This window comes from Colwellia sp. BRX10-9, from assembly GCF_014077405.1.
Lineage (GTDB): Bacteria > Pseudomonadota > Gammaproteobacteria > Enterobacterales > Alteromonadaceae > Colwellia_A.
In genome coordinates this window covers 51,045-71,265 of record NZ_JACGVV010000003.1, presented here as the reverse complement: position 1 = coordinate 71,265, position 20,221 = coordinate 51,045, and the positions used below count along the sequence as shown (strand labels likewise).

Annotated in this window: 24 protein-coding genes; 15 read left to right on the top strand and 9 right to left on the bottom strand. The window is 36.9% G+C overall.

The features are described from left to right. The first annotated feature begins 45 nt into the window (after positions 1-45). The 3 genes from H4J69_RS02915 to H4J69_RS02905 are packed head-to-tail and all read left to right on the top strand — an operon-like array spanning position 46 to position 1,348. Positions 46-786: a 1-acylglycerol-3-phosphate O-acyltransferase gene (locus tag H4J69_RS02915; protein WP_182213730.1), complete on the top strand. Its 741-nt coding sequence runs from the start codon at positions 46-48 to the stop codon at positions 784-786. A gap of 11 nt (positions 787-797) precedes the next feature. After that, positions 798-1,151: a ribonuclease E inhibitor RraB gene (gene rraB, locus H4J69_RS02910; RefSeq protein ID WP_259364676.1), complete on the top strand. Its 354-nt coding sequence runs from the start codon at positions 798-800 to the stop codon at positions 1,149-1,151. A 38-nt stretch (positions 1,152-1,189) separates the two neighbouring features. After that, on the top strand, positions 1,190-1,348 hold the full coding sequence (locus H4J69_RS02905) for a hypothetical protein (RefSeq protein ID WP_182213728.1): 159 nt from the start codon (positions 1,190-1,192) through the stop codon (positions 1,346-1,348). A 124-nt stretch (positions 1,349-1,472) separates the two neighbouring features. On the opposite strand, the gene H4J69_RS02900 is transcribed toward H4J69_RS02905, so the two are convergent. The 6 genes from H4J69_RS02900 to H4J69_RS02875 form a co-directional block, all read right to left on the bottom strand. Continuing rightward, positions 1,473-2,324 (bottom strand): FecR family protein, encoded by an 852-nt coding sequence (locus H4J69_RS02900; protein ID WP_182230207.1) that lies wholly within the window; start codon positions 2,322-2,324, stop codon positions 1,473-1,475. Between the two features lie 245 nt (positions 2,325-2,569). Continuing rightward, positions 2,570-3,670, bottom strand: coding sequence for a phosphotransferase enzyme family protein (locus H4J69_RS02895; protein ID WP_182221750.1), 1,101 nt, complete (start codon positions 3,668-3,670; stop codon positions 2,570-2,572). 310 nt (positions 3,671-3,980) lie between these two features. Continuing rightward, complete coding sequence (locus tag H4J69_RS02890) at positions 3,981-5,291, bottom strand: ATP-binding protein (RefSeq protein ID WP_182221751.1); 1,311 nt, start codon at positions 5,289-5,291, stop codon at positions 3,981-3,983. Positions 5,292-5,294: 3 nt separating this feature from the next. Then, the gene (locus tag H4J69_RS02885; protein ID WP_182169277.1) at positions 5,295-5,990 is read right to left on the bottom strand and encodes a response regulator transcription factor; all 696 of its coding nucleotides are present in this window, start codon (positions 5,988-5,990) and stop codon (positions 5,295-5,297) included. Positions 5,991-6,021: 31 nt separating this feature from the next. Further along, complete coding sequence (locus H4J69_RS02880) at positions 6,022-6,492, bottom strand: DUF3019 domain-containing protein (protein ID WP_182213721.1); 471 nt, start codon at positions 6,490-6,492, stop codon at positions 6,022-6,024. Next, a complete protein-coding gene (locus tag H4J69_RS02875; RefSeq protein WP_182213719.1) occupies positions 6,482-7,345 on the bottom strand; it encodes a MipA/OmpV family protein in 864 nt (287 codons plus the stop codon). Before H4J69_RS02875 ends, H4J69_RS02880 begins: the two co-directional genes overlap by 11 nt. Before the next feature lie 492 nt (positions 7,346-7,837). On the opposite strand from H4J69_RS02875, the gene argR reads away from it, so the two are divergent. From argR to H4J69_RS02860, 3 genes are all read left to right on the top strand, one after another. Further along, positions 7,838-8,308 carry a transcriptional regulator ArgR gene (gene argR / locus H4J69_RS02870; protein ID WP_070375764.1) on the top strand — a complete coding sequence of 157 codons (471 nt, stop codon included), beginning with the start codon at positions 7,838-7,840 and terminating at the stop codon, positions 8,306-8,308. A gap of 207 nt (positions 8,309-8,515) precedes the next feature. Beyond that, complete coding sequence (locus H4J69_RS02865; protein ID WP_182213717.1) at positions 8,516-9,001, top strand: hypothetical protein; 486 nt, start codon at positions 8,516-8,518, stop codon at positions 8,999-9,001. Position 9,002: 1 nt separating this feature from the next. Further along, positions 9,003-9,317, top strand: coding sequence for a helix-turn-helix domain-containing protein (locus H4J69_RS02860; protein WP_182213715.1), 315 nt, complete (start codon positions 9,003-9,005; stop codon positions 9,315-9,317). A 51-nt stretch (positions 9,318-9,368) separates the two neighbouring features. Here the strand turns inward: H4J69_RS02860 and H4J69_RS02855 are convergent, their stop codons facing one another. Then, positions 9,369-10,472: an aldose epimerase family protein gene (locus H4J69_RS02855; RefSeq protein WP_182213713.1), complete on the bottom strand. Its 1,104-nt coding sequence runs from the start codon at positions 10,470-10,472 to the stop codon at positions 9,369-9,371. Between the two features lie 252 nt (positions 10,473-10,724). After that, a complete protein-coding gene (locus tag H4J69_RS02850; RefSeq protein WP_182221754.1) occupies positions 10,725-11,546 on the bottom strand; it encodes an AraC family transcriptional regulator in 822 nt (273 codons plus the stop codon). Between the two features lie 163 nt (positions 11,547-11,709). Between H4J69_RS02850 and H4J69_RS02845 the strand changes: the two genes are divergently transcribed. The 8 genes from H4J69_RS02845 to H4J69_RS02810 all read left to right on the top strand — a co-directional run bounded on the left by H4J69_RS02845 (position 11,710) and on the right by H4J69_RS02810 (position 16,939). Then, positions 11,710-12,195 carry a YHS domain-containing (seleno)protein gene (locus H4J69_RS02845; RefSeq protein ID WP_070375769.1) on the top strand — a complete coding sequence of 162 codons (486 nt, stop codon included), beginning with the start codon at positions 11,710-11,712 and terminating at the stop codon, positions 12,193-12,195. Positions 12,196-12,260: 65 nt separating this feature from the next. Further along, the gene (locus H4J69_RS02840; protein ID WP_182244044.1) at positions 12,261-12,536 is read left to right on the top strand and encodes a co-chaperone YbbN; all 276 of its coding nucleotides are present in this window, start codon (positions 12,261-12,263) and stop codon (positions 12,534-12,536) included. Positions 12,537-12,566: 30 nt separating this feature from the next. Continuing rightward, positions 12,567-12,851 carry a DUF2282 domain-containing protein gene (locus H4J69_RS02835; protein WP_070375771.1) on the top strand — a complete coding sequence of 95 codons (285 nt, stop codon included), beginning with the start codon at positions 12,567-12,569 and terminating at the stop codon, positions 12,849-12,851. 3 nt (positions 12,852-12,854) lie between these two features. After that, positions 12,855-13,733, top strand: coding sequence for a DUF692 domain-containing protein (locus tag H4J69_RS02830; protein ID WP_259364678.1), 879 nt, complete (start codon positions 12,855-12,857; stop codon positions 13,731-13,733). Continuing rightward, positions 13,730-14,557, top strand: coding sequence for a putative DNA-binding domain-containing protein (locus tag H4J69_RS02825; RefSeq protein ID WP_182230203.1), 828 nt, complete (start codon positions 13,730-13,732; stop codon positions 14,555-14,557). Before H4J69_RS02830 ends, H4J69_RS02825 begins: the two co-directional genes overlap by 4 nt. Positions 14,558-14,559: 2 nt before the next feature. Continuing rightward, positions 14,560-15,042 carry a DoxX family protein gene (locus H4J69_RS02820; protein ID WP_182221756.1) on the top strand — a complete coding sequence of 161 codons (483 nt, stop codon included), beginning with the start codon at positions 14,560-14,562 and terminating at the stop codon, positions 15,040-15,042. A 54-nt stretch (positions 15,043-15,096) separates the two neighbouring features. Next, positions 15,097-15,675, top strand: a complete 579-nt coding sequence (locus H4J69_RS02815) for a thioredoxin domain-containing protein (protein ID WP_182221757.1) — start codon at positions 15,097-15,099, stop codon at positions 15,673-15,675. A gap of 58 nt (positions 15,676-15,733) precedes the next feature. Further along, positions 15,734-16,939, top strand: a complete 1,206-nt coding sequence (locus H4J69_RS02810) for a bifunctional alpha/beta hydrolase/OsmC family protein (protein WP_182244032.1) — start codon at positions 15,734-15,736, stop codon at positions 16,937-16,939. Between the two features lie 95 nt (positions 16,940-17,034). Here the strand turns inward: H4J69_RS02810 and H4J69_RS02805 are convergent, their stop codons facing one another. Then, entirely contained in the window at positions 17,035-18,012 is a 978-nt protein-coding gene (locus tag H4J69_RS02805; RefSeq protein ID WP_182230201.1) for a C1 family peptidase, read from the bottom strand. A gap of 174 nt (positions 18,013-18,186) precedes the next feature. Between H4J69_RS02805 and H4J69_RS02800 the strand changes: the two genes are divergently transcribed. Then, a complete protein-coding gene (locus H4J69_RS02800; RefSeq protein WP_182244033.1) occupies positions 18,187-20,142 on the top strand; it encodes a RiPP maturation radical SAM C-methyltransferase in 1,956 nt (651 codons plus the stop codon). The last annotated feature ends 79 nt before the right edge of the window (positions 20,143-20,221 follow it).

Here is a 20,221-nt window from a genome sequence, read left to right as displayed (position 1 = left end):
TCTATAAGGTATACTGCGCCGATATATAATAATTAGGATGTAAATTTGTTAGCCATAATTCGCTTTATTGTCATGACACTAGCTTTAGTCTTTATTTGTTGTGCTGCTTGTATTTATAGTATTTTACGACCCTTTCATCGTAATAATGTCTATCATACCTCACATTATCTGAGTAAGGTCTCTACACTTTTAGGCCTAACTATTGAGGTTAGAATACCAGAAAGTATTAAAGATATTGGACCAGCAGTTTATATATGTAACCACCAAAATAGCTACGATATTTTTACTGTTAGTGCAGCTGTTCAGCCTTCTACTGTTAGTGTTGGCAAAAAAAGTTTAAAGTGGATCCCTTTTTTCGGCCAAATGTATTGGTTAACGGGTAACATTTTAATTGATCGTTCAAATTCAAGTAAAGCCATTAATACCATAGCGTTAACTGCAAAAAAGATTACTGAGAAAGAGTTGTCTGTGTGGTTATTTCCAGAAGGAACTAGAAGTAATGGTAAAGGTTTACTGCCTTTTAAAACTGGCGCATTTCGAACAGCGCAACAAGCAAATGTACCTATTATTCCTGTTTGTGTTAGTAATTTACACGGCAAGATAAAATTAGGTCGTTGGAACAACGGTAAATTGATTATTGAGCTATTAGAGCCTATATATTTTAATAACCAAGCTAAAGAAAGTATTAGAGAAGTCGCTAACACCGCCCATAAAAGTATGCTTGTGAAAATTGCTGAGCTCAGTAAAGAGTCTGGAAACGAGCTAATCCTAAAAAATAAAGTTTAAAAATAGAGATCATGATGATAGATGAAGATTTGCAACAATGGCAAGATCACACCAATAATTTAGTGAATGCCCTTATCGAAGATGGTACCAACGAAGAGGTACATCACACTATTGAGCATCATTTTTCTAGTACAGATTTTGATCTGCTAGAAAAAGCGGCTATTACCGCTTTTAAAATGGGTTTAGAAATAGAAGACCCTGAAGAAGCCGAGCTAGAAAATGGTGATAAAGTTTTTGCTTTTGATATTATTACTGAACAACCGCTCGATGAAGAGATTATTTTCGAAGAGACTAAAAAAATGTTTGAGTTAGCCAGCCTTTGTAAAGTTGATTATGATGGTTGGGGGACTTATTTCGAAGAATAACCGTTAAAGCTTAATTAATAATTTTAAAGGACTTACTGATGGGATGGTTAGAAACACTACTTAATCCGGCAACACTCGCATTATTAATACCCATTATTGCTATTGTTGGCGCCTTTTCTGTTAATGCATTGAAAGCGCATCATAGGCACCAAGAGCGAATAGAAAAAATTAAGCAGGGTCTTGACCCTGATAGCTAATATTAATAATTTAATATGCTCAACCTTAAAACCTAAAAAAGCAAAGTCTTAGCACTTTGCTTTTTTAGTAAATGAGATAATACTTTTAAAAACGGTATTCGGCGCCAGCTTAGCAATAAATGCTTTAGTGATTTTCTTCGGTGTTTAGGCTTAAGCGAATGATGTTATTATTTACTTTTTCGAATTGAACATTAAAGTTGTTTTTTAAAGATTCAAGTAGCCCATCGATATCGTTAGCTTTAAAGTAGCCTGATACTTTTGTTTGGTTGAGTTTACTATCAATGATTTCAAACTTTATGGTGGTATAGCGACTAACTTCAGTTAAAGCTTCATCTAAGGGTTGACCATTAAAAACTAACATACCTTGTTGCCAAGCGAGTACTCGCTGAATTTGTTCAAAAGACGTGCTTTTATTTGCAGTGAAGGCACTATTTTCTATGGTGGCAATTTCACCTGACGCAATCACTACCCCAGGCAAATTTTCTGTTGTTAACCTTGTTTGTTGTTTAACTAATTTATCGATGGGCTGGTATGACTCGGTAATTAAAACACGGCCTTTGGTCACAACAAGCTCGATATTTTTGTTTGATTTTTTTTCTATATTAAAAATGGTCCCTAAGGCGGTAAATGATCTTTCACCCACCATGACCATAAAGGGTCGACTTTTATCTTTAGTAACATCAAAGCTCGCTTCGCCTTTTATAAGCGTTAATAAGCGCATTTTTTTTGAAAAATTGACTTCGATTAGGCTATTGGTGTTGAGCTTAACTCTTGAACCATCAGAGAGCGAGAATCGAGTCTGCTGACCAATGCCAGTTTGCAATGTGCTTACTTCCACAAATTGTTGTTCATTATCGTTTTTAGTAAATGTTGTGATGTTATTAACTAAGTTACTGGCAATTATCAATATAAATGCAATGCTTGCTAACATGGCGTATTTAACAAACCTTGGGGTGACGTTATTATAGCGAGCCATTATTATTCTTATTATTATATTTTGAAAATAATGTAGGTTAAAAAACAAACAATAACAACAAGGTCAAACTCGTCAAATATAAGATACTTTATTGGATTCTTCACTCATTATAACTTGTGTCTCTAATCGCAAAAGTGGCAAAGTAACACTCAATAAAGAAGGTAGAATTGATTGATTAGCAGGTCGTGTCGCCTTTAATATAACTTTACTCCGTTTATAAGTCTGAACAAAGGCAACAGCAGGGGTTAACTTATGGCGAGGGCACAATCAGTGGTTATTTTATTCAATTTTTCACGATCCTTATGTAACAACTGATAAAGGTTAAGCTGATTTTTAGCACGTTCTACATTATGACTTCGATGCTTAACATGAAAGTAATTATCTCCATCTAGATAATCAGTTAAGAATCGAACGCCGAGCATAAAAGGTAATAATTGTGCGCCAATTGTTAAGCTTTGTCGTTCAAGTGCCGACATTTTGTCACCAAAAGCTTCTATGTAGCCTTGCGCTAGCGCGCTGTAAATATCAAATCTAACGGCCATCTTTGTTAAATTTTTGCCATCTTCAGGTAAATTTGAACAGCAAGTTCTTACCATGTCACCAAAGTCATGCATAAGATATCCTTGCATGCAGGTATCTAAATCAATGACAGCAAGTGGTTGGTTGGATTTAGTACAAAATAATAAATTATTAATTTTAGTATCGTTATGGGTAACTTGCAGCGGAAGTTGTTGGGTAAGGCTAGCGACTTCATCAATAAAAACTTGCTGTGCAAAACAAAAATCAACGAGTGCTTGGCATGAAGATAAACGCTGCTTAGCATTGGTATTGACTACCGTTTTTAAATCATCCATTCGTTTAGATAAATTATGAAAGTCAGGAATGGTTTCGGTTAATGATGTTGCAGAAAAATCACTTAATGCTGCTGTAAATTGCGCAAAAGCTGAGCCAACCTGCCGTGCTTGTACGGGGTTTTCAACTTCTTCAACAGTAAAACAGTTCGGTATGTAGCCAATAGCACGCCAGTACTCTTTGTGTTCATCAATAACAAAAGGTTGTTTATCGATAGTTGGTATTTGCCATATTGGCGATAGCGAATATAAATTCTGCTGCTTTTTTGCTAATAAATGTTGGTTAATCAATTCCGCATTATTAATGACGTCTTCTGGCTTTTTGAAAACGTTTTTGTTTATTCGTTGTAAAACAAAATTATCGTTAATATTCCGCACTAAGTAAGTGCTATTAATTAAGCCATTCCCTAAAGGAGATACGCTACATTGATCAACAGAACATCGATAGTTCGTTAGCACTTGTTTTAGGGAGGTGTTATTAACAACTTTACTCATAGTTATTTACTGCTAGTGTTTAGTTTTGAAAAATAAAAAACAAAATAGTCCTTTATTTTAAAAGGCTTTAGTTAATTTTATCAAGATGAAATCAGGCGGTATACTAATAGAAAGTTATAAATATGGGAAGTTAAAGCTTTAGCATTACTCATATTTACCGTAAGTAGGGGGTGGCAACTAACTTAATAGGGTACTAATGCAAAATAGCAGTCACCAATTGGCCATTCTTTCTGTAAATGATAACGATAATAGCACACTTATCTTATTATCATCACAAGTTGTCTTGGTAGCAAACTATTGTAAATGTTTATTATTTTTCAATTTGACTCTGCGCTGGAAAGAGTAAAATAAATCGTGCACCTGATAAATGAAGACCTGCAATGACTTTAATGGTGCCTTGATGCCAGTCCATCACTTTAGCGCTAATAGCAAGCCCTAAACCAAAGTGTCCTTGCTCTCGTGAACGTGAACTATCAAGTTTTATAAAAGGTGAAAAAATGACGTCTCGTTTATCTTTTGGAATACCCTTTCCGTCATCTTCTACCGCAATGAAAAACCCTTGCTGGGTTAGCTCTACCGATAATATGACTTGTGAATTGGCATGCTGAATAGCATTACTCACTAAGTTTAATGCGGCGCGATAACACCAATGAAAGTCTAAAGAATAGAATTTCTCTATGTTTAATGACTTGCAAGTTAATTTAATATTATGTTGTTCTGCTAATGATTGACAGTCGCTGGTCACCAGTTCAATGAGATTATTGACATCAATTAATTCGGTATTTAAATGAAAGCTTTGTCGTTCCATACCCGCATAGTCAAGAAAAGCAGTTGTCATATCTTCCATGCGGGTCAATTCGTTTTCCATACGCAAAAGATAGTTGTTTTTTTTGTTTAAATCATCACAGTCTAATGCGGCTTCAACGCCAAATCGCAGGCATGACATAGGTGTGCGAATATCATGGGAAATACTGCGGGCAAGAATTTTATTGTCAGCAACCAATTTCTCTATGCGCGCCGCCATATTATTAAAGCTGCTTTCTAAGGTATTTATATAAGATAAACGGTTATAAGGAACACGTATTGATAGATCGCCAGCGCCAATTTTAGCAGCGGCAAATGTCAGTAAATAAAGGCGACGAGTTAATGGCAACAGCCAGAGCAGTAAAATACCACAAATGCCTAGATAGAGGATCAAGGTGAAAAGTAGATTTTCTTGTTCATTTTCTGGCACCATCGGTGGTAATTGTAAATGTATCAGCGTTTGTGGATACAAGGATATCTTTCTTAATAAATAAGCATCATCTTGAGAAGCGAGTAATAAACCACCTGATTCTGAGAGTTGTGCCAGTAAAGAGGGTGGCAGAGCAATGTTATCGGTACTTTCAAGTGAAACATTGACTTTAAAGTTCTTTGCTAATTGATTGGTTTTTTCTAATAATTCATCAGCTTTTATGCTTGATAACTGTTGCTCAAAACCATCAATGAGTTTCTGGTAAACCACTAACTCTGTATTTTCATGTTCATTACCTTGTTTAGCGACCAGTTTATCTAGTCCCCAACTTATAATGAATAATGCCCCCAACACGGCAACTACCATACTGATATACAAGCGTTTCATTTTTTATTCAGCCCACGCATCGGCCACAAATAAATAGCCTTTACCCCAAACAGTTTTAAATTTTTGTGGTTTTTGTGGATCGTCTTTAAATATTTTCCGTAGTGTTGAAAGCATCACATCAAAACGGCGATCTTGTCCGTCATATTCGCGACTTTTTAACGCTTTAAATACGGTGTCTCTGTCAACAACTTCGCCAGCATGGCTAGCAAGAAAAGTTAAAAAGGCAAATAAACTGGTCGATAATTCCACCTCTTCATTTTTATAGGTGACTCGCTTAGCTTCACCATTAATAATGAGTGAACCGAAGGTTATTATTTGCGTAGATGATTCGGTTGGAGCGCTATGCTTAAGCGCACCCGTTATTCTCGCTAGTAGGGCACGTGGACGAACAGGTTTTATTACGTAGTCATTAGCGCCGGCCTCTAAGCCTATAACTTCATCAAACTCATCCGCTCTAGCGGTGAGCATTATTATCGGTAACTGACTTTCCTGGCGAATCAATCGGCATACTTCAATACCATTCAAGCCAGGTAACATAATATCGAGCAATACCAATTGTGGTTGAAATTTTGCCATGGCGGCCATGACTAAGTCACCACGAGCGACATGATCAACAATAAAGTTTTGTTCGCGAAGATACTCACAAACCCAATCAGCTAAGGTTAAATCATCTTCTACTAATAAGATTCGACTGGTCATTTTTTTATCCTTATTACATCTGACGTTAGCATTAAAATATACGCCAGCGACGTTTTCTTGGGGTTGCTTCGTGCACCCAGCTTACTTCTACTGCGGTTTCTGCAATAACTTGCTTGTCTTTAGAGGACATCAGCTGGAATTCAATTTTCTTATTTGATTCAAAATTAAAAATAATTTCGTTGCCATTGCTACTTTTCCAGCATTTTATGTTTTGCTGAACTGTTCGTGCTGTTTTTTCTTGTTTAATCAATAGACAATAATCTTGCTTAATATCGCTAGTCCAATTTATTTTTACGTTAGCGTAGCAGGTTCTACCATATCGCAAAGCAATACAGTTAGCTGGCTGTGCTGAAAAGCTTACGTGATTTTCTGGCGATTTTTCCAGCTGTTGATCTTGTTTCTCCTGCGTTATTTCTGCGGCGACACTAGACGTCAAACCCGCGAATAAACAGCTTAATAATAACCACTTTTTAGCATGTCCTTTGCTAAATTTAAAAGACATAAAGTACCCCTAACATCACTTGTGTTAAGTGTTGCTGGCCAATCAGAGGGCTGTCATTATAAGAAGCAGAATAATAACTTTGAGTTACACCGCCATTAAACGACCACTTTTGAGATATAGGGTAGCGAGCAAATACTTCTAATTGTGCTTTATAACTGCTACCGGGTTTATAAAATGAACGCATATCTGAAACTTCATTTTTATTAACACCGACAAAGTAATCAGTCACTTGTGCTGAATAGTGGGTAAGACCTGCGCCAAGATAAATGTCCCAATTTCTATAGGGAAGCAACTTGCTATAAAAGATATCAGCCACCCAGCCATCGGTGATAAGTGCGGCGACATCGACCGATAAAATAGCATCGTCATAAAAGTGGGAATAACGAAAACCTAACCCTTCACCCGAGTCTCTTTCTTGTAAACCGAGTAAGGTGGCGATACCAGAGTCGCTATTTTTTATTAATTCTTTAGGCTGATAACCCTGTACATAAGTTTTGGTGATAATATCGAGTTCCCAATTGTCTTCAACAATGAGTTCGTAGCCTATTTCACCTCCTAGCGTGACAGCATCAGAGCGACGATGATTTGATTGGATAAAAAAACCTTTGTAATAAACATCAAGTAACAGTGAAATATTAAGGTAATCTTCAAATTCTGATGGCTCAACCCCCATTAATTGACTCTGTTGGTAAATACCTGAGATCCCACCCATAGCTTGCCAGCTGAATGTTTTATCAAAGACCGTAGTTTCATTTTCATGTTGTGGATCAGCAGCTAAAGCGGGTACTGATATAAATGTCAGTAATAAAAAAAAGAGTTGATAGGTACTTTTTATTAAGTTTTTACTCAACATAATTTGCAGCCTATTAAGCGATCGGTCTTTGGAAGATGATTGTTCATGATTCTTCGATAAATTCTTATTATTTTTTATATAACTAAATGTTAACAAATGTAAGCAAGTTTTGTCAGACATATGCGTTTGAAAAATGTTTAAAAATTGTAAGCAAGTAAATATGTATAACTATCGAGTAAAGTAAAATTGCTACTTAGCGTCTCAGCAGTAAATCAAAAGCAACGAAGGGTAAATCCGTATACTAATGGAATGAAAGAACGGTACATCCTCGCGCAGAACTGTCATAAAAGTCTTTATATTCAGATGTTTATTACCCACTTTTTACTTTTTTTTGTTTTAGGCTAAGGCTTTATTTATGTAGCCTTGTATCCTTAGGTGTTATTTCTTTAGTGAAAATACAAAGTTAACACTACTTTTTATAAATTTGTCTAGGTGAATATAGTGTTAATCGCTTAAAATAAAAAATAATATAACCACTGTACCAGCGAAGATATGATTTCTAGCCGTAAAAAAAATGAAGCAGAATTAGTTTTAGCATTCAAATCCTTATTAAAAGATCAATGCTACGGTTCACAAAGTCAGCTCGCTGAAGCTTTAGATAAGCAAGGTTTTAAAAACATGTCACAAGCGAAAATATCTCGTTTGTTGTCAAAACTTGGCGCAGTTAAAATGCGTAACGCCAATACTGAAGTTGTTTATATTTTACCTGATGAGCTTGCAGTACCTAAATCAAAGCAATCTATTCAGTCAGTTGTGGTCAGTGTTAAGCATAATAATATGCAAATAATTTTGAAAACCGGTATTGGTGGTGCGCCATTGATTTCGAGAATGCTAGACAGTTTAGGTGAACCCGCCGGAATTTTAGGCACATTAGCTGGCGATGATACTATCTTTATTGCCCCGATAGATATTAATAGAATCGATGAAATCACCCAACAAATTAAAGATTTATTAGATGTATAGTTAACTAGGTTGACTTAGCATAAAAGAGGGCAACAATTATGTTGCCCTCTTTTATTTTGTGTTGTTTAATATTTTCAATACGTTAGTTTATGTGACACTGATGTTGTCATATGACATTTAGGGGTACTGTCACCTCAATGACGCAGACTTTATTACCGAAAAAAGTTTTACTGGCCTCACACCAATAAGACTAACTAAGGCAACATCATGGAAAATAATGCAGAAAACACGACAAAGAAAAACTCAGAAAAAAATATACCACCGAATATGACAACGGCTAAACGAGATTTGGAAGGTACGATAAGTTTTCGCAAGGGTTTCAACTATAGCTTTATTGAAGGTGACCATACGGTTTACTTAAATTGCTCAGCGGTTAATGGTAAAGAGCGACTTTATGTTGATGATGTATTAGTCTCTGGAAAATGGTCGTTTAGACGTAAATCAATTCATTATTTTTCTATTGGTGGAGACTCTTATGAAGTTGAATTACATGTTGTTAATATGTTTACCGGTGAAACTCACTGTACGTTAATCAAAAATGATGTCCATGTAAAAACACTTAAAAAAGCGCTAAAGAAAAGTCTTCAACTCAGTAAAGATAAACTCTGGTGGTTCATCCCAAGTTGCTTTGTAGCCGGTGCACTTTGTGGTTTTTTAGCCGTTAACGTTTTATTTATGTTGTTTGGTGAATAAGATGGATGTTAATGCCAAAAAAATTAAAGAGCTTCGCACGGCCAATGGCTGGACCCAACAACATTTAGCTGATGCCTGCGCTATTAGCTTAAGAACGGTGAAACGCGTAGAACGTTACGGTAATGCTTCTCAAGATACCGTACTTGGACTCGCGTCGGTTTTTGAAATAGCACAAACTGAGATAGTTTTACTTGAAGCGCTTGATGAAGCGTTTTCAGATGAAGAAGACAATAGTTTTAACCCAAATATGCAAATATTATTTGCGGCGTTATTTGGCGCAATGGCTGGTGCACTCATCATGTTTTTCGTTAAGTAATTACCAGCAGATAAAAAGGATCACCGATCCTTTTTATCTGTGATCTTCATTTTAAAGACAAGAAAAAATCCAGCGAGTCTTACTATAAAAATCTGCTTCAGGGGTCAATAGTACATTGTCGATAGAGCAACCCTTGTGAAAACTATTAGCGCGTTGGGTTTCTAAACAAAGTGCAGCGCGTGGCTGGTAACGGCAATGGTCTTTACCTATTTGGCTACCGTCAATATAATTGGCGGTATATAAAATTAAGCTAGGTTGGTCTGAATAAATACTTAGGCAACGGCCAGAGGATTTTTCGACAGCTTGTGCTGCAAGCACTTCTCCCCCTAAAGACTCTTTATTTAAAAGCCAATAATTGTCATAACCCAAGCCAATTTTTATTTGTTCATCTTCACCGTTAATTTCATCGCCCAAAGTGCGTAGGTCTGCAGCGTTGGTAAAATCATGAACCGTTCCAGCAACGGGGCTTTTTTCACCTGTCGGATAGACACGTTCACACATAGGTAAGAAATGGTTAGCATTAATATAAACTTGATGATCTAAAATATTACCACTGTCATGGCCAGCCAAGTTGAAATAACTGTGTTGCGTTAAATTGACTATAGTAGTTTTATCGGTGTGGGCAAAATATTCAAGGGTGAATTGGTTATCGTCATCTAAAGTATAAATTACTTTAAAAGTAACGGTGCCGGGAAAACCTTCTTCGCCATCGGGGCTAGTATAAGTGAGCACTACACTTGCCGAGCTGTTATTTTGAAATGTATTGGCTTGCCATAATTGCTTGTTAAGGGCTTTTTTTCCTCCATGAAGTTGGCTGTCAGGAGCATTTAAGGTCAGCTGAAAAGTTTCATCAGCAATACTGAAAGTCCCTTGCTCAATTCTACCGGCGTAGCGACCAATAATGGCACCTAGATAATAAGGGTCGTGTTCGTAGCTTTCAATGTTATCGTAACCTAAAACGATATCAGCAAAAATACCTTTGCTATCTTGTGTGTTAATGGCGGTGATTATGCCGCCAAAGTTAGTGATACTGATCTGAGTCCCACGGTTGTTTTGCAGGGTAAAAAGTTGTGTCGATTCACCACTTGATAATTGACCGAAATCAGCGCTTGTTAGTCGCCTAACGTTACTTTTATTGACTAAATGTTCTTTCACCAAAAATCTCCCTGCATATACCGCTATATTCTCATCAATAGATCATATTGAAGCTAAGTGTTTAAGCAAATAAAAATTGTAATGTTTTTCGTTCGCGGTTTGGCGGTTAAATAAAAATATATCAGTATTGCATAAATTTTTATTTATAATTTATTTTTCAATAGCTGGTTTTATTATTAAAGATAACTTCATTAATAGCAGCCAATTTTGGCTGCGTTGAAAAGGTAAGTCATGTCACATAGTCAAATTAAGTTAGCGTGTTTGTTCAAGCCACTGCTTTGGGGATATTCCCAATTTTTTTCTAAACACCCGTGCTAATGCCGAGCCATTTTCATAACCAACTGCATTAGCCACTAATGCCACAGATTTATCTTGTTTTAATAAGCCTTTAGCCACAACAATACGCCAATCAATTAAATAATCTCCAGGGCTTTGACCAACAGTACATTTAAAAATATCTGCAAATTTTGAACGGGACATCATTGCAAGCTCAGACATTTCTTCTAAGCTCCACTGATGCTGTGGCGCATCATGAACAGCTAATAATACCCTCGATACTTGAGGGTGGGCTAATCCTGCGAGTAATCCGTGCTGCATAATATTGTTATCGAGTACATGGCGAAGTACATGAATAAGAAAGATATTGGTTAACGAATTAATCATAGGAAGTCGTCCACATCGTTCGTGAAACGCTTCTTCGAATAACCAATCTGCAGTTTGTTTCAGTTTTTCGTCTTCGCCAAGTGTAAAGGACATTCTCGTAGGCAGAGCATTAGCAATGGGATTAGAGGAACTTTCGTTATAGATGATGTTAGCGCAAACTAATTCAGGAGGATTATGCTCACTACCAATAATACGATGAGCATGAGGTGTTGGGAAAAATAACACGGTCGGTTCATTAATTAATTGAGGTTTACCCCGCTCATCAATCAGCGTTAACTCTCCACTGCGAAGTAAGTGCAAGTGTCCCTGATTTTGCTCGCGATTAAAATTACTAATACCACATAAATTTCCGGTAAAGAAAACCTCAGTATTCATCGAAAAGCGTTGCAAGATGACTGAAAGTTGATCCATTTTATCTCTCTTTATACCTATTCTGGACGATAGGGTTCAAAGTTAGGACTATCTCATTCCTTTTAGGTAATTGAAAGGCCTATATTATCAACCAAGGAAACATCCTTATTAATAAACAAACTTTGAACATGACAGAGTAAAAATTAATTACTGGAGCAACAAAATGAAAATTTCAACATTGATAAAATCTACCTTTGCGACTTCTGCCTTATTAGTTAGCAGTTTAAGTTTTGCAGCGAATATTGAAGTAAATGCCAATGGCAATGATTTAGCGATTAAAGGCTATGATACGGTATCTTATTTTACTAAAGGCTCACCAACGAAAGGCTCAGATCAATTCACTGCAGCTTACAACGGCGCTATTTACCAGTTTTCTACGGCAGATAACCGTGACCTTTTTAAATCTGAGCCAAGTAAATATGCACCACAGTACGGTGGTTTCTGTGCCTTTGGCGTTACGATGAATAAAAAATTTGATACCGATCCGATGGCCTGGCATATCCGTGGTGACAAATTATATTTAAACCTCAATAAAGACGTGCAAAAAAAATGGGTAACAGATATTCCGGGTTATATTGAAACCGCTCAGACTAATTGGACCGATATTAAAGGGTTAACAGAAGCGCAAATTGAAAAAATTTACGACTAATACTCACCCATTAGGTAAGGCTTGATGATGAAACAACTAACATTAGATGACTCAATTGATGATCTATTATCTCAGCATCAATATCACTGTTATATTTTACTGCTTCATGGTGTGGACCTTGTAAAACAATGTCTCCTATTGTTGAAGGAGCCTCTGATCTGATGAAAAATAGATTTAACACGATTAAAATTGATGTCGATAGTATGGCAAGTGTAGCTGCTGATTATGGTATACGTAGTGTACCCACGCTGATGTTGGTGAATAATAGTGCAATTATTGACCAGCGTGTAGGTGGCTTACCACAACAACAATTAATACAATGGTTAGAGCAACGGATCTAGTTGCTCATTTAAACAATAATAGGATAAATGATGAATAATAAATTATTAGTAAGTGCAGCACTAGCTGCAGTAATTTCGACAGGTATTGTTGCACCAGCAGAAGCAGCAGATAAGAAAGAAAAATGTTATGGCGTAGCAAAAGCGGCACAAAACGATTGTGCAAATTTAGCGGGTACCCATTCATGTGCCGGTCAGTCAAAGGTTGATAACGATAAAGGTGAATGGAAGCTAGTAACTAAAGGTACTTGCTCAACACTTGGCGGACTATCAAAAGCAGATGCTAAAAAGCTTTATAAAGCAACGAAAGGCGCTTAAATAATGAGTATGTCGGTATTCAACAGTAATGTAATGATAGGCGTTGGTCTAAGGCACCCTCATTTTACCGACATACTAACTCAGCCCAAACAGGTTGATTTTATTGAAGTACATTCGGAGAACTTTTTTGGTCAAGGCGGCGCTGCGTTATCTGTACTTAAACAAGTTAGAGAGAAATACCCAGTTAGTTTGCATTCAACGTCAATGGGGCTTGGCTCTGCACAGAACATTCCGCAGCATTACTTGGATCGTTTGAAAAAATTAACGGAAAATATTGACCCATTTCTTATGTCTGAACATGCCTGTTTTACTTGGGGACAGCAACAAGGGCAAGTTATTCACAGTGGTGATCTGTTACCGATTGCCCATACTCAGCAGACGTTAGCCTCGATGTGTGAACAAGTTGAAAAAGTACAAGATTTTTTAGGGCGAGAACTTATCATTGAAAATGTTTCTGCTTATATAAAGTTTGATGAAAGCCATCTTTCAGAGGCTGAATTTTTAACACAGCTCTATCAACGTACGGGGGCAAAAATATTATTAGATATTAATAATATTGCCGTTAATAGTGTAAATTTTGATAACGGCGATATTCAGCAATCTATAGCTGATTATATTAATGAATTACCCGTGGCGAGTGTGGCACAAATTCACTTAGCCGGTTGTAGCATACCTTTGGTGGGAGAGTTAACCATTGATGATCATGCTTGCCCCGTTTCTGATGAAGTTTGGTTAGGCTATAAAAAAGCGCTAACCCGTTTTGGGGCACTGCCAACACTCATTGAATGGGACAGCGATTTGCCCGAGTGGTCAGTACTGGTTGCTGAAGCTAAAAAAGCGCGTGATATTGCCCATGCGGTATTAGTGAGAAAGAGCACATGAGTGAACAACCTGAAACTGAGCTAAGCATTAATGAACCAGGTAGAAATGAACCCAATAAAAGTCTCCAGCAAACATTGCTAGACGTTATTTGGCATGAAGGTTCAACCGTTTTAGAACAATGTGGTTTTGACGCTAAAGGTATTACTGTTTATCGACGAAACCTACTGGCTAACGCTCAACGAGCATTGACGATTAGTTTTCCAACAGTATTTGAATTGTTAGATAGTGATATTGGCGAAGACCTAGTTTATCAATTTTTAAGGAGATCGCCACCAGACCAAGGCGACTGGGCTCTATGGGGAGAAAATTTTTCTCACTTTTTAGAAACAACAAAAATAGCTATGATTTATCCTTATATTTCTGATTGTTCTGCTCTAGATTGGCACATTCATTGTGCATTAAATGGTCGTGATCAGACCTTGGTACAAACGTCATTGCAAGTGCTTGGTGAAAGTGAACCTAAGGATATTTTTATTGAATTTAATCAGAATGTGCGCGTGTTGAAAACAGCATTTCCATTAGAAGATATTTTTTATGCACACCATCATGAAGATGAACTTCAACGAAAAATGGCAATGAATAATGCAAAGCAAGCACTATTAGTAAAACCTTTAGAACAATTTGTGATGGTTTACCGTCCTGAATATCAGCCAAAAGTAACAACATTAACTATAAATGAAGGTCTTTTTATCAATGACTTACTGGCTGGTAAATCATTAGAACAAGCCCTTAATGCAGTAAATCATGACAACGAATTTTCATTTGAACAATGGCTGATTAGTGCTATTGAACGTAACTTAATTTATTATTTTAAAGAGAAATAACCATGGATACTTTACAAAATCTATTATTACAAACCAGCCTTTTTTATCGTAATGTTGCCAGTAAAATTAGTATGTTAGAACCCGTCGCATTGTTAGCTGCGCGTTTTTATGTTGCTTGGGCCTTTTTCGCCTCTGGACTAACGAAGCTCAGAGATTGGGAGAGTACACTGATGTTATTTGAATATGAATATCAAGTACCTGTACTACCGTTTGAATTAGCCGCTTATTTAGGTACGGGTGCAGAAATTATTTTACCCTTGTTATTAATGGCTGGATTAGCGAGTCGATTTTCTGCTTTAGGTTTGTTTTTTGTTAATATTGTTGCTGTGATAAGTTTAGAAGATATTGCGCCAGTCGCCTATGCTGAACATGTATTATGGGGAGTATTACTCGCATTGGTTGTTATCTTTAATGGTGGACGCTTTGCATTAGACCGACTTGTTGAAAAACAGTTATTCAATGGCAAAGTTTCAACAGTCTCATAGGTAATTTATTTAGCTATAATCATCAATGATAAGTAATACAGGGAAATATTTGTAATGACTATACCTATTCCTCATCGCCCGAGCGGTTTCCTTCTTGGTGATGCAGCGGCACTCATTACTCTTGATGCTTTTATTGATATTCAATGCCCACATTCTCGCACTATCTGGCCAACGTTACTGGCAGTGTCTAAACATTATAAAGATAAGCCTGTCAGTCTTAGAGTGCATTTAATCACCCTTAGCAATCACCGACAGGCTTGGGATATGAGTTTAGGGCTATTTGCGTTAGCACAGGGTGACGCCAGTAAATTTTATGATTTCACAACATTTATATTTGAACGACAAGCACAATTTTATAATGATAAGTTTTTACATAAGTCTCACTATGATTTAATTCAATTGATAGCCGATTTTTCTGAAGAGCATGCCAGTGTAGACCGCGAAAAATTTATTAACAGCATGAATAATAACGATACTTACATCCAGGCTCGTACTCCTATTCGTTATGCTGCCACCAAGGCTGTATGGGCAACACCAACATTATTTATAAATAATGCTGGTAAAGTACCGTTAGATCACCAATCAAGGTTAACCGACTGGCAAGCGGTTATCGACCCACTGTTGCTTACTTAACGTCATCTACGTATAGCACGTAAGTTAACGCCGTTAATTAACACACCGGAGAGAACCGATGAGAAAAAAAGTAGAATTTCCTAGCCAAGGTCAATATCTAGCAGGTTTGTTAGAAACGCCTGATCAAAAAACTCGAGCCTATGTACTTTTTGCCCACTGTTTTACTTGTGGTAAAGATATAGCGGCAGCATCACGTATTAGTCGATTTTTGGTGCAACATGGTTTTGCCGTTTTTCGTTTTGACTTCACTGGCTTAGGAAATAGTGACGGTGATTTTGCCAATACTAATTTTTCATCCAATACTGAAGATTTACTGTCAGCCGCTCACTTCCTTGAACAAAATTATCAAGCTCCTCAACTTTTAATAGGTCATAGTCTTGGTGGCGCGGCTGTTTTAGCTATGGCTTCACAACTTCCAAAAGTTAAAGCCGTAGTAACGATTGGTGCCCCATATGAGGCAAGCCATGTTATACATAACTTTGATGCACACCTTGATAAAATTGAACAAAGCGGTTCGGCGAAAGTGAGTTTAGGTTCTCGTGAATTTACAATTAAGAAGCAATTTTTGGATGATTTACGTAATCAAACGACAGAACATATACAACACTTGAATAAAGCTTTATTGGTCTTACACTCTCCGATTGACTTAACCGTAGATATCGCAGATGCAGAGAAAATCTACAAAGCGGCAAAACACCCTAAAAGTTTTGTTAGCCTAGATACCGCTGATCACCTTTTATCCAAATCAATTGATAGTGAATATGTTGCTCAAACAATTTCAGGGTGGGCGAGTCGTTATCTTCCCGCGCCTGAAATCTCGACTGTTAACATTACAAAGGGACATGTTTTGGTTGCTGAGCTTGATCACAAATTTCAGCAGGAAGTTTTTAGTGATAGCCATCACTGGTATGCGGATGAACCGACTCAGTCAGGCGGGAAGAATTCAGGTCCAGATCCTTATGAACATTTACTTGCTGCTCTAGGTACTTGCACGGCAATGACCATCCGTATGTATGCCGACCACAAAAAAATTCCGCTTCAGCACGTTGAAGTTTCTTTATCCCACGAGCGTAATTATTTAAATGATGCAGACAAAGCGTCAGAGCATGATGAAAAGATAGAATCATTACTTCGCAAAGTTCAGTTGTTTGGGCCGTTAAGTGATAATGAAAAAAAACGATTAATGGAAATAGCTGACCGTTGTCCTGTGCATCGAACATTGCACAATAATCCGCAAATATTAACGGTATTGATTGATGGTTAGGCTAATGTATCTAAGTTTATGTATCTAAGTTTATCTACCTAAGATTAATGCCATTAAATGGTCACACCGATGACTCATAACTTGTTACCCAGTAATTAGTCATGAGTCAGGCACCAAAAGCTAAAGGTGTTATCTTGTGTCTCTTCAGGCTGACTTATTTGATTGGTGTTATATTTACCAATAAAAAAATCATAAGGTATATAGCAATAGCCTTTGTCGCCAAATTCTTCACCCCATGAATTTCTAACAATAAAGTGCTGCGCGGCATCATTATATCCAACCGCTAGTAAGGCATGACCACCGAGCCTAATTTCATTTTGGGAAGGCATAGTAAAAATACCACTCGCCGGTGTTAAATAAAAACTTCTCGGTACCATCATGCCAAAAATAACAGGAAAGCCTTTCGACAAAGACATTTTTAGGTCTAGCAAACCGTTATCTAGGGTTAATTTGCAATAACGGTTGATTATATGTTTTTTTGCTTGTGTGAGTGCCTGCATCGAGGGGCTTTGTGAAATAGCAGCATGTAATTCGGTTTCATTGTCTTTTAGTGCTTTTGCTATCGCTGCTGTAATTTCTGCAACGCTGCCTGTCCTAATAATATTTTTAATGCTTTTGGGTAATGTTGTTTCAGGATAAGGCCAAGAGACTTCTGAACAAATGCCGTTTTTAAACAAAGATTTAATTCCGTTACGAATAAAAACAGGGGCATTTAAATCAACTTTACCTTCTATTACGCGCTCATTGTAGTAAATGAACATTTGTGAAGCATCGATATTACTGATGTTCTCATTAATAAAAGGCTGATTATCTTTGACTAAATAAAGTTCAGCCGCTACTGCAATAGCACAGGCTGAACATGAATTAAGTAAGCCTTGGTTAATTATCTCAGAGGTAAGACTCTTGCGTAAATCTACCATAGGGAGAATATCTTCAGCCATTTGCTCTTTTAATTTAATTGGGCAAGTTATATGGCTGTACTGGGGCGATTTGTCACCGTGATGCAGACAAAATTGGTGATCACGATGATCATGGATATCAGGTTGTATGGTTCTTTTATGCAAGGCTTCCATGTCTTTTTTAACTTTATAAACAATAACAATGACTAAAGATACAATATTTGTTTTGTTAGGTCGATAAAAGTGTACAAACTTTGTCTCTTTATACAAAAGAGATTAAAGGAAGCGAAAAATAATTTTAGTTGTTAATATATCGTTTAATTAAATTTAATAAGACTTGTCTCTTTCATGCTTTCAACTATCTACTTGATCAATATGCCGTATTCTTCAATTACTCGGCCTTCTCTAGCACTGGGGCTTATTGAAAATTATATTAATAAATATGGTCACCAAGTAGAAACAATATATGGCAATGTTGAATTCTCGACCAAAATTGGCCTTGAACTTTATGATCAAATAGACAACTCTTTTTTTGAACATCTCATTGGCGAATGGACATTTTCTCGTGGTGCTTTTCCGGACAAAAAACGTGATGACGACGGTTTCTTTGGGCTATTCACTGATTTGACCGACATCATAAAACAGCAACTTTTATCCACTAGAAATAAAGCGGAACAATATATTGCTGAATTAGCTGATCGCATCCTAGCAGACTCACCCAAAGTCGTAGCCTGTACTTCTACCTTCCAACAAAATTGTGCCTCTTTGGCGTTACTACGCATGATCAAAGAAAAAAATAGCAATGTAGTAACAATGATGGGAGGGGCAAATTGTGAAAGTATTATGGGGCAAACCATCAGTGAGTCTTTTCCGTGGGTTGATTACGTTTTTTCAGGTGAGTGTGACGACGTTATCGGTAAGTTCATTGATAAGCTGATGCGTAATGAATTTATTGGCACGCATAACTTACCGCATGGTTTTATTTGCCAAAAAAATAATGACTTATTGCTCTCACAAAACAAGGTGTCAACCAAGCCACCACGTGGTTATATTGAAGATATGGCTCAGGTAGGTATCCCCATTTACGACAGCTATTTTAGTACGTTAAATCATTTAGATTTAACGGCAAGTATTCATCCGGGGTTGTTAGCTGAAACCTCGAGAGGATGCTGGTGGGGAGCCAAAAAGCATTGCACCTTTTGTGGCTTAAACGGTGTTAGCATGACGCATCGCTCAAAGTCTTCGTCAGCAGTATTAGCTGAATTTGAGGAGCTTCATCAAAAATACAACATTAATAAATTAGAAATTGTTGATAATATTTTACCGATGGAATACATGAAAACAGTGCTACCTGCATTAAGTAAGGAACAAAAATATAATATTTTTTATGAAACAAAGTCTAACCTGAAAAAAGAGCATGTCGCTCAACTAGCTGATGCTGGGGTAAAATGGATACAACCTGGCTTTGAAAGTTTGCACGACGATTTTTTAAAGCTCGTTGCTAAAGGTGCTACAGGTATTCAAAATGTTTCTGCACTTAAATGGAGCTTAAATTTTGGTGTGAGGGTTTCATGGAATTTGTTATGTGGAGCGCCAAATGAAAAAGACCATTGGTATGATGAAATGGCAAAAATACTGCCGCTTATTATGCACTTACAACCACCTTATCATGAACTGATTAAAATACGCTATCCGCGCTTTAGCCCTTATTTTAAAGACCCTAAAAAGTACGGCCTAACGCTTGAACCATTACAAAGTTATCAATATATTTATCCTTTAACAGAGAATGAACTTGCTAATATCGCCTATTTTTTTGATGAGAAATCAACAAAAAATCAAGCTGTTTTTAGTTTAACTGTTGGTAATGTTCACAATGTAGCGGGTCATAAGTTACTACAAGAGCAAGTTACGCTATGGTCACAGCAGTGGAGTGGTAGCTCAGTACCCTTACTTTATATGAGCGACCAAGGCGAAAATATTGTTGTTATTGACACCCGTAAAGTGGCTACTAACGTTACCCATCAATTATCAGGTTTAACAGCATGTATTTACAGATTATGTGAAGAGCCAGTGTCAAAAAGTCGTTTGATCAGTAAGTTAGCCGAGTTAGCACTCCCTAATGATGACATCAACGTGAATAAAGCATTAGCAATACTGATAAAAAATAAATTGTTGCTATCATTAAGTCACTGTTATTTAGCACTTGCATTAAAAGGGAAAACGCCAAAATTACCCGATGTAAAAGATTATCCTTCAGGATATTTGAATTTAGATAAAGCAGCAAAGGCGGTTGCCATCGTGTGAGTGGATATAAAAAACAGTTACCAAATTATGTGAAAAATAATCAAATAAATACTTTTCTTACCACAAAGAATAATAACGA

What these genes read in the sequence shown, in the direction of transcription:
- rraB (WP_259364676.1), top strand. Translation starts at nt 798, where the DNA reads ATGATGATAGATGAAGATTTGCAACAATGGCAAGATCACACCAATAAT.
- H4J69_RS02905 (WP_182213728.1), top strand. Translation starts at nt 1,190, where the DNA reads ATGGGATGGTTAGAAACACTACTTAATCCGGCAACACTCGCATTATTA.
- H4J69_RS02900 (WP_182230207.1), bottom strand. Translation starts at nt 2,324, where the DNA reads ATGGCTCGCTATAATAACGTCACCCCAAGGTTTGTTAAATACGCCATG.
- H4J69_RS02895 (WP_182221750.1), bottom strand. Translation starts at nt 3,670, where the DNA reads ATGAGTAAAGTTGTTAATAACACCTCCCTAAAACAAGTGCTAACGAAC.
- H4J69_RS02890 (WP_182221751.1), bottom strand. Translation starts at nt 5,291, where the DNA reads ATGAAACGCTTGTATATCAGTATGGTAGTTGCCGTGTTGGGGGCATTA.
- H4J69_RS02885 (WP_182169277.1), bottom strand. Translation starts at nt 5,990, where the DNA reads ATGACCAGTCGAATCTTATTAGTAGAAGATGATTTAACCTTAGCTGAT.
- H4J69_RS02880 (WP_182213721.1), bottom strand. Translation starts at nt 6,492, where the DNA reads ATGTCTTTTAAATTTAGCAAAGGACATGCTAAAAAGTGGTTATTATTA.
- H4J69_RS02875 (WP_182213719.1), bottom strand. Translation starts at nt 7,345, where the DNA reads ATGTTGAGTAAAAACTTAATAAAAAGTACCTATCAACTCTTTTTTTTA.
- argR (WP_070375764.1), top strand. Translation starts at nt 7,838, where the DNA reads ATGATTTCTAGCCGTAAAAAAAATGAAGCAGAATTAGTTTTAGCATTC.
- H4J69_RS02865 (WP_182213717.1), top strand. Translation starts at nt 8,516, where the DNA reads ATGGAAAATAATGCAGAAAACACGACAAAGAAAAACTCAGAAAAAAAT.
- H4J69_RS02860 (WP_182213715.1), top strand. Translation starts at nt 9,003, where the DNA reads ATGGATGTTAATGCCAAAAAAATTAAAGAGCTTCGCACGGCCAATGGC.
- H4J69_RS02850 (WP_182221754.1), bottom strand. Translation starts at nt 11,546, where the DNA reads ATGGATCAACTTTCAGTCATCTTGCAACGCTTTTCGATGAATACTGAG.
- H4J69_RS02845 (WP_070375769.1), top strand. Translation starts at nt 11,710, where the DNA reads ATGAAAATTTCAACATTGATAAAATCTACCTTTGCGACTTCTGCCTTA.
- H4J69_RS02835 (WP_070375771.1), top strand. Translation starts at nt 12,567, where the DNA reads ATGAATAATAAATTATTAGTAAGTGCAGCACTAGCTGCAGTAATTTCG.
- H4J69_RS02830 (WP_259364678.1), top strand. Translation starts at nt 12,855, where the DNA reads ATGAGTATGTCGGTATTCAACAGTAATGTAATGATAGGCGTTGGTCTA.
- H4J69_RS02825 (WP_182230203.1), top strand. Translation starts at nt 13,730, where the DNA reads ATGAGTGAACAACCTGAAACTGAGCTAAGCATTAATGAACCAGGTAGA.
- H4J69_RS02820 (WP_182221756.1), top strand. Translation starts at nt 14,560, where the DNA reads ATGGATACTTTACAAAATCTATTATTACAAACCAGCCTTTTTTATCGT.
- H4J69_RS02815 (WP_182221757.1), top strand. Translation starts at nt 15,097, where the DNA reads ATGACTATACCTATTCCTCATCGCCCGAGCGGTTTCCTTCTTGGTGAT.
- H4J69_RS02810 (WP_182244032.1), top strand. Translation starts at nt 15,734, where the DNA reads ATGAGAAAAAAAGTAGAATTTCCTAGCCAAGGTCAATATCTAGCAGGT.
- H4J69_RS02805 (WP_182230201.1), bottom strand. Translation starts at nt 18,012, where the DNA reads ATGGAAGCCTTGCATAAAAGAACCATACAACCTGATATCCATGATCAT.
- H4J69_RS02800 (WP_182244033.1), top strand. Translation starts at nt 18,187, where the DNA reads ATGCTTTCAACTATCTACTTGATCAATATGCCGTATTCTTCAATTACT.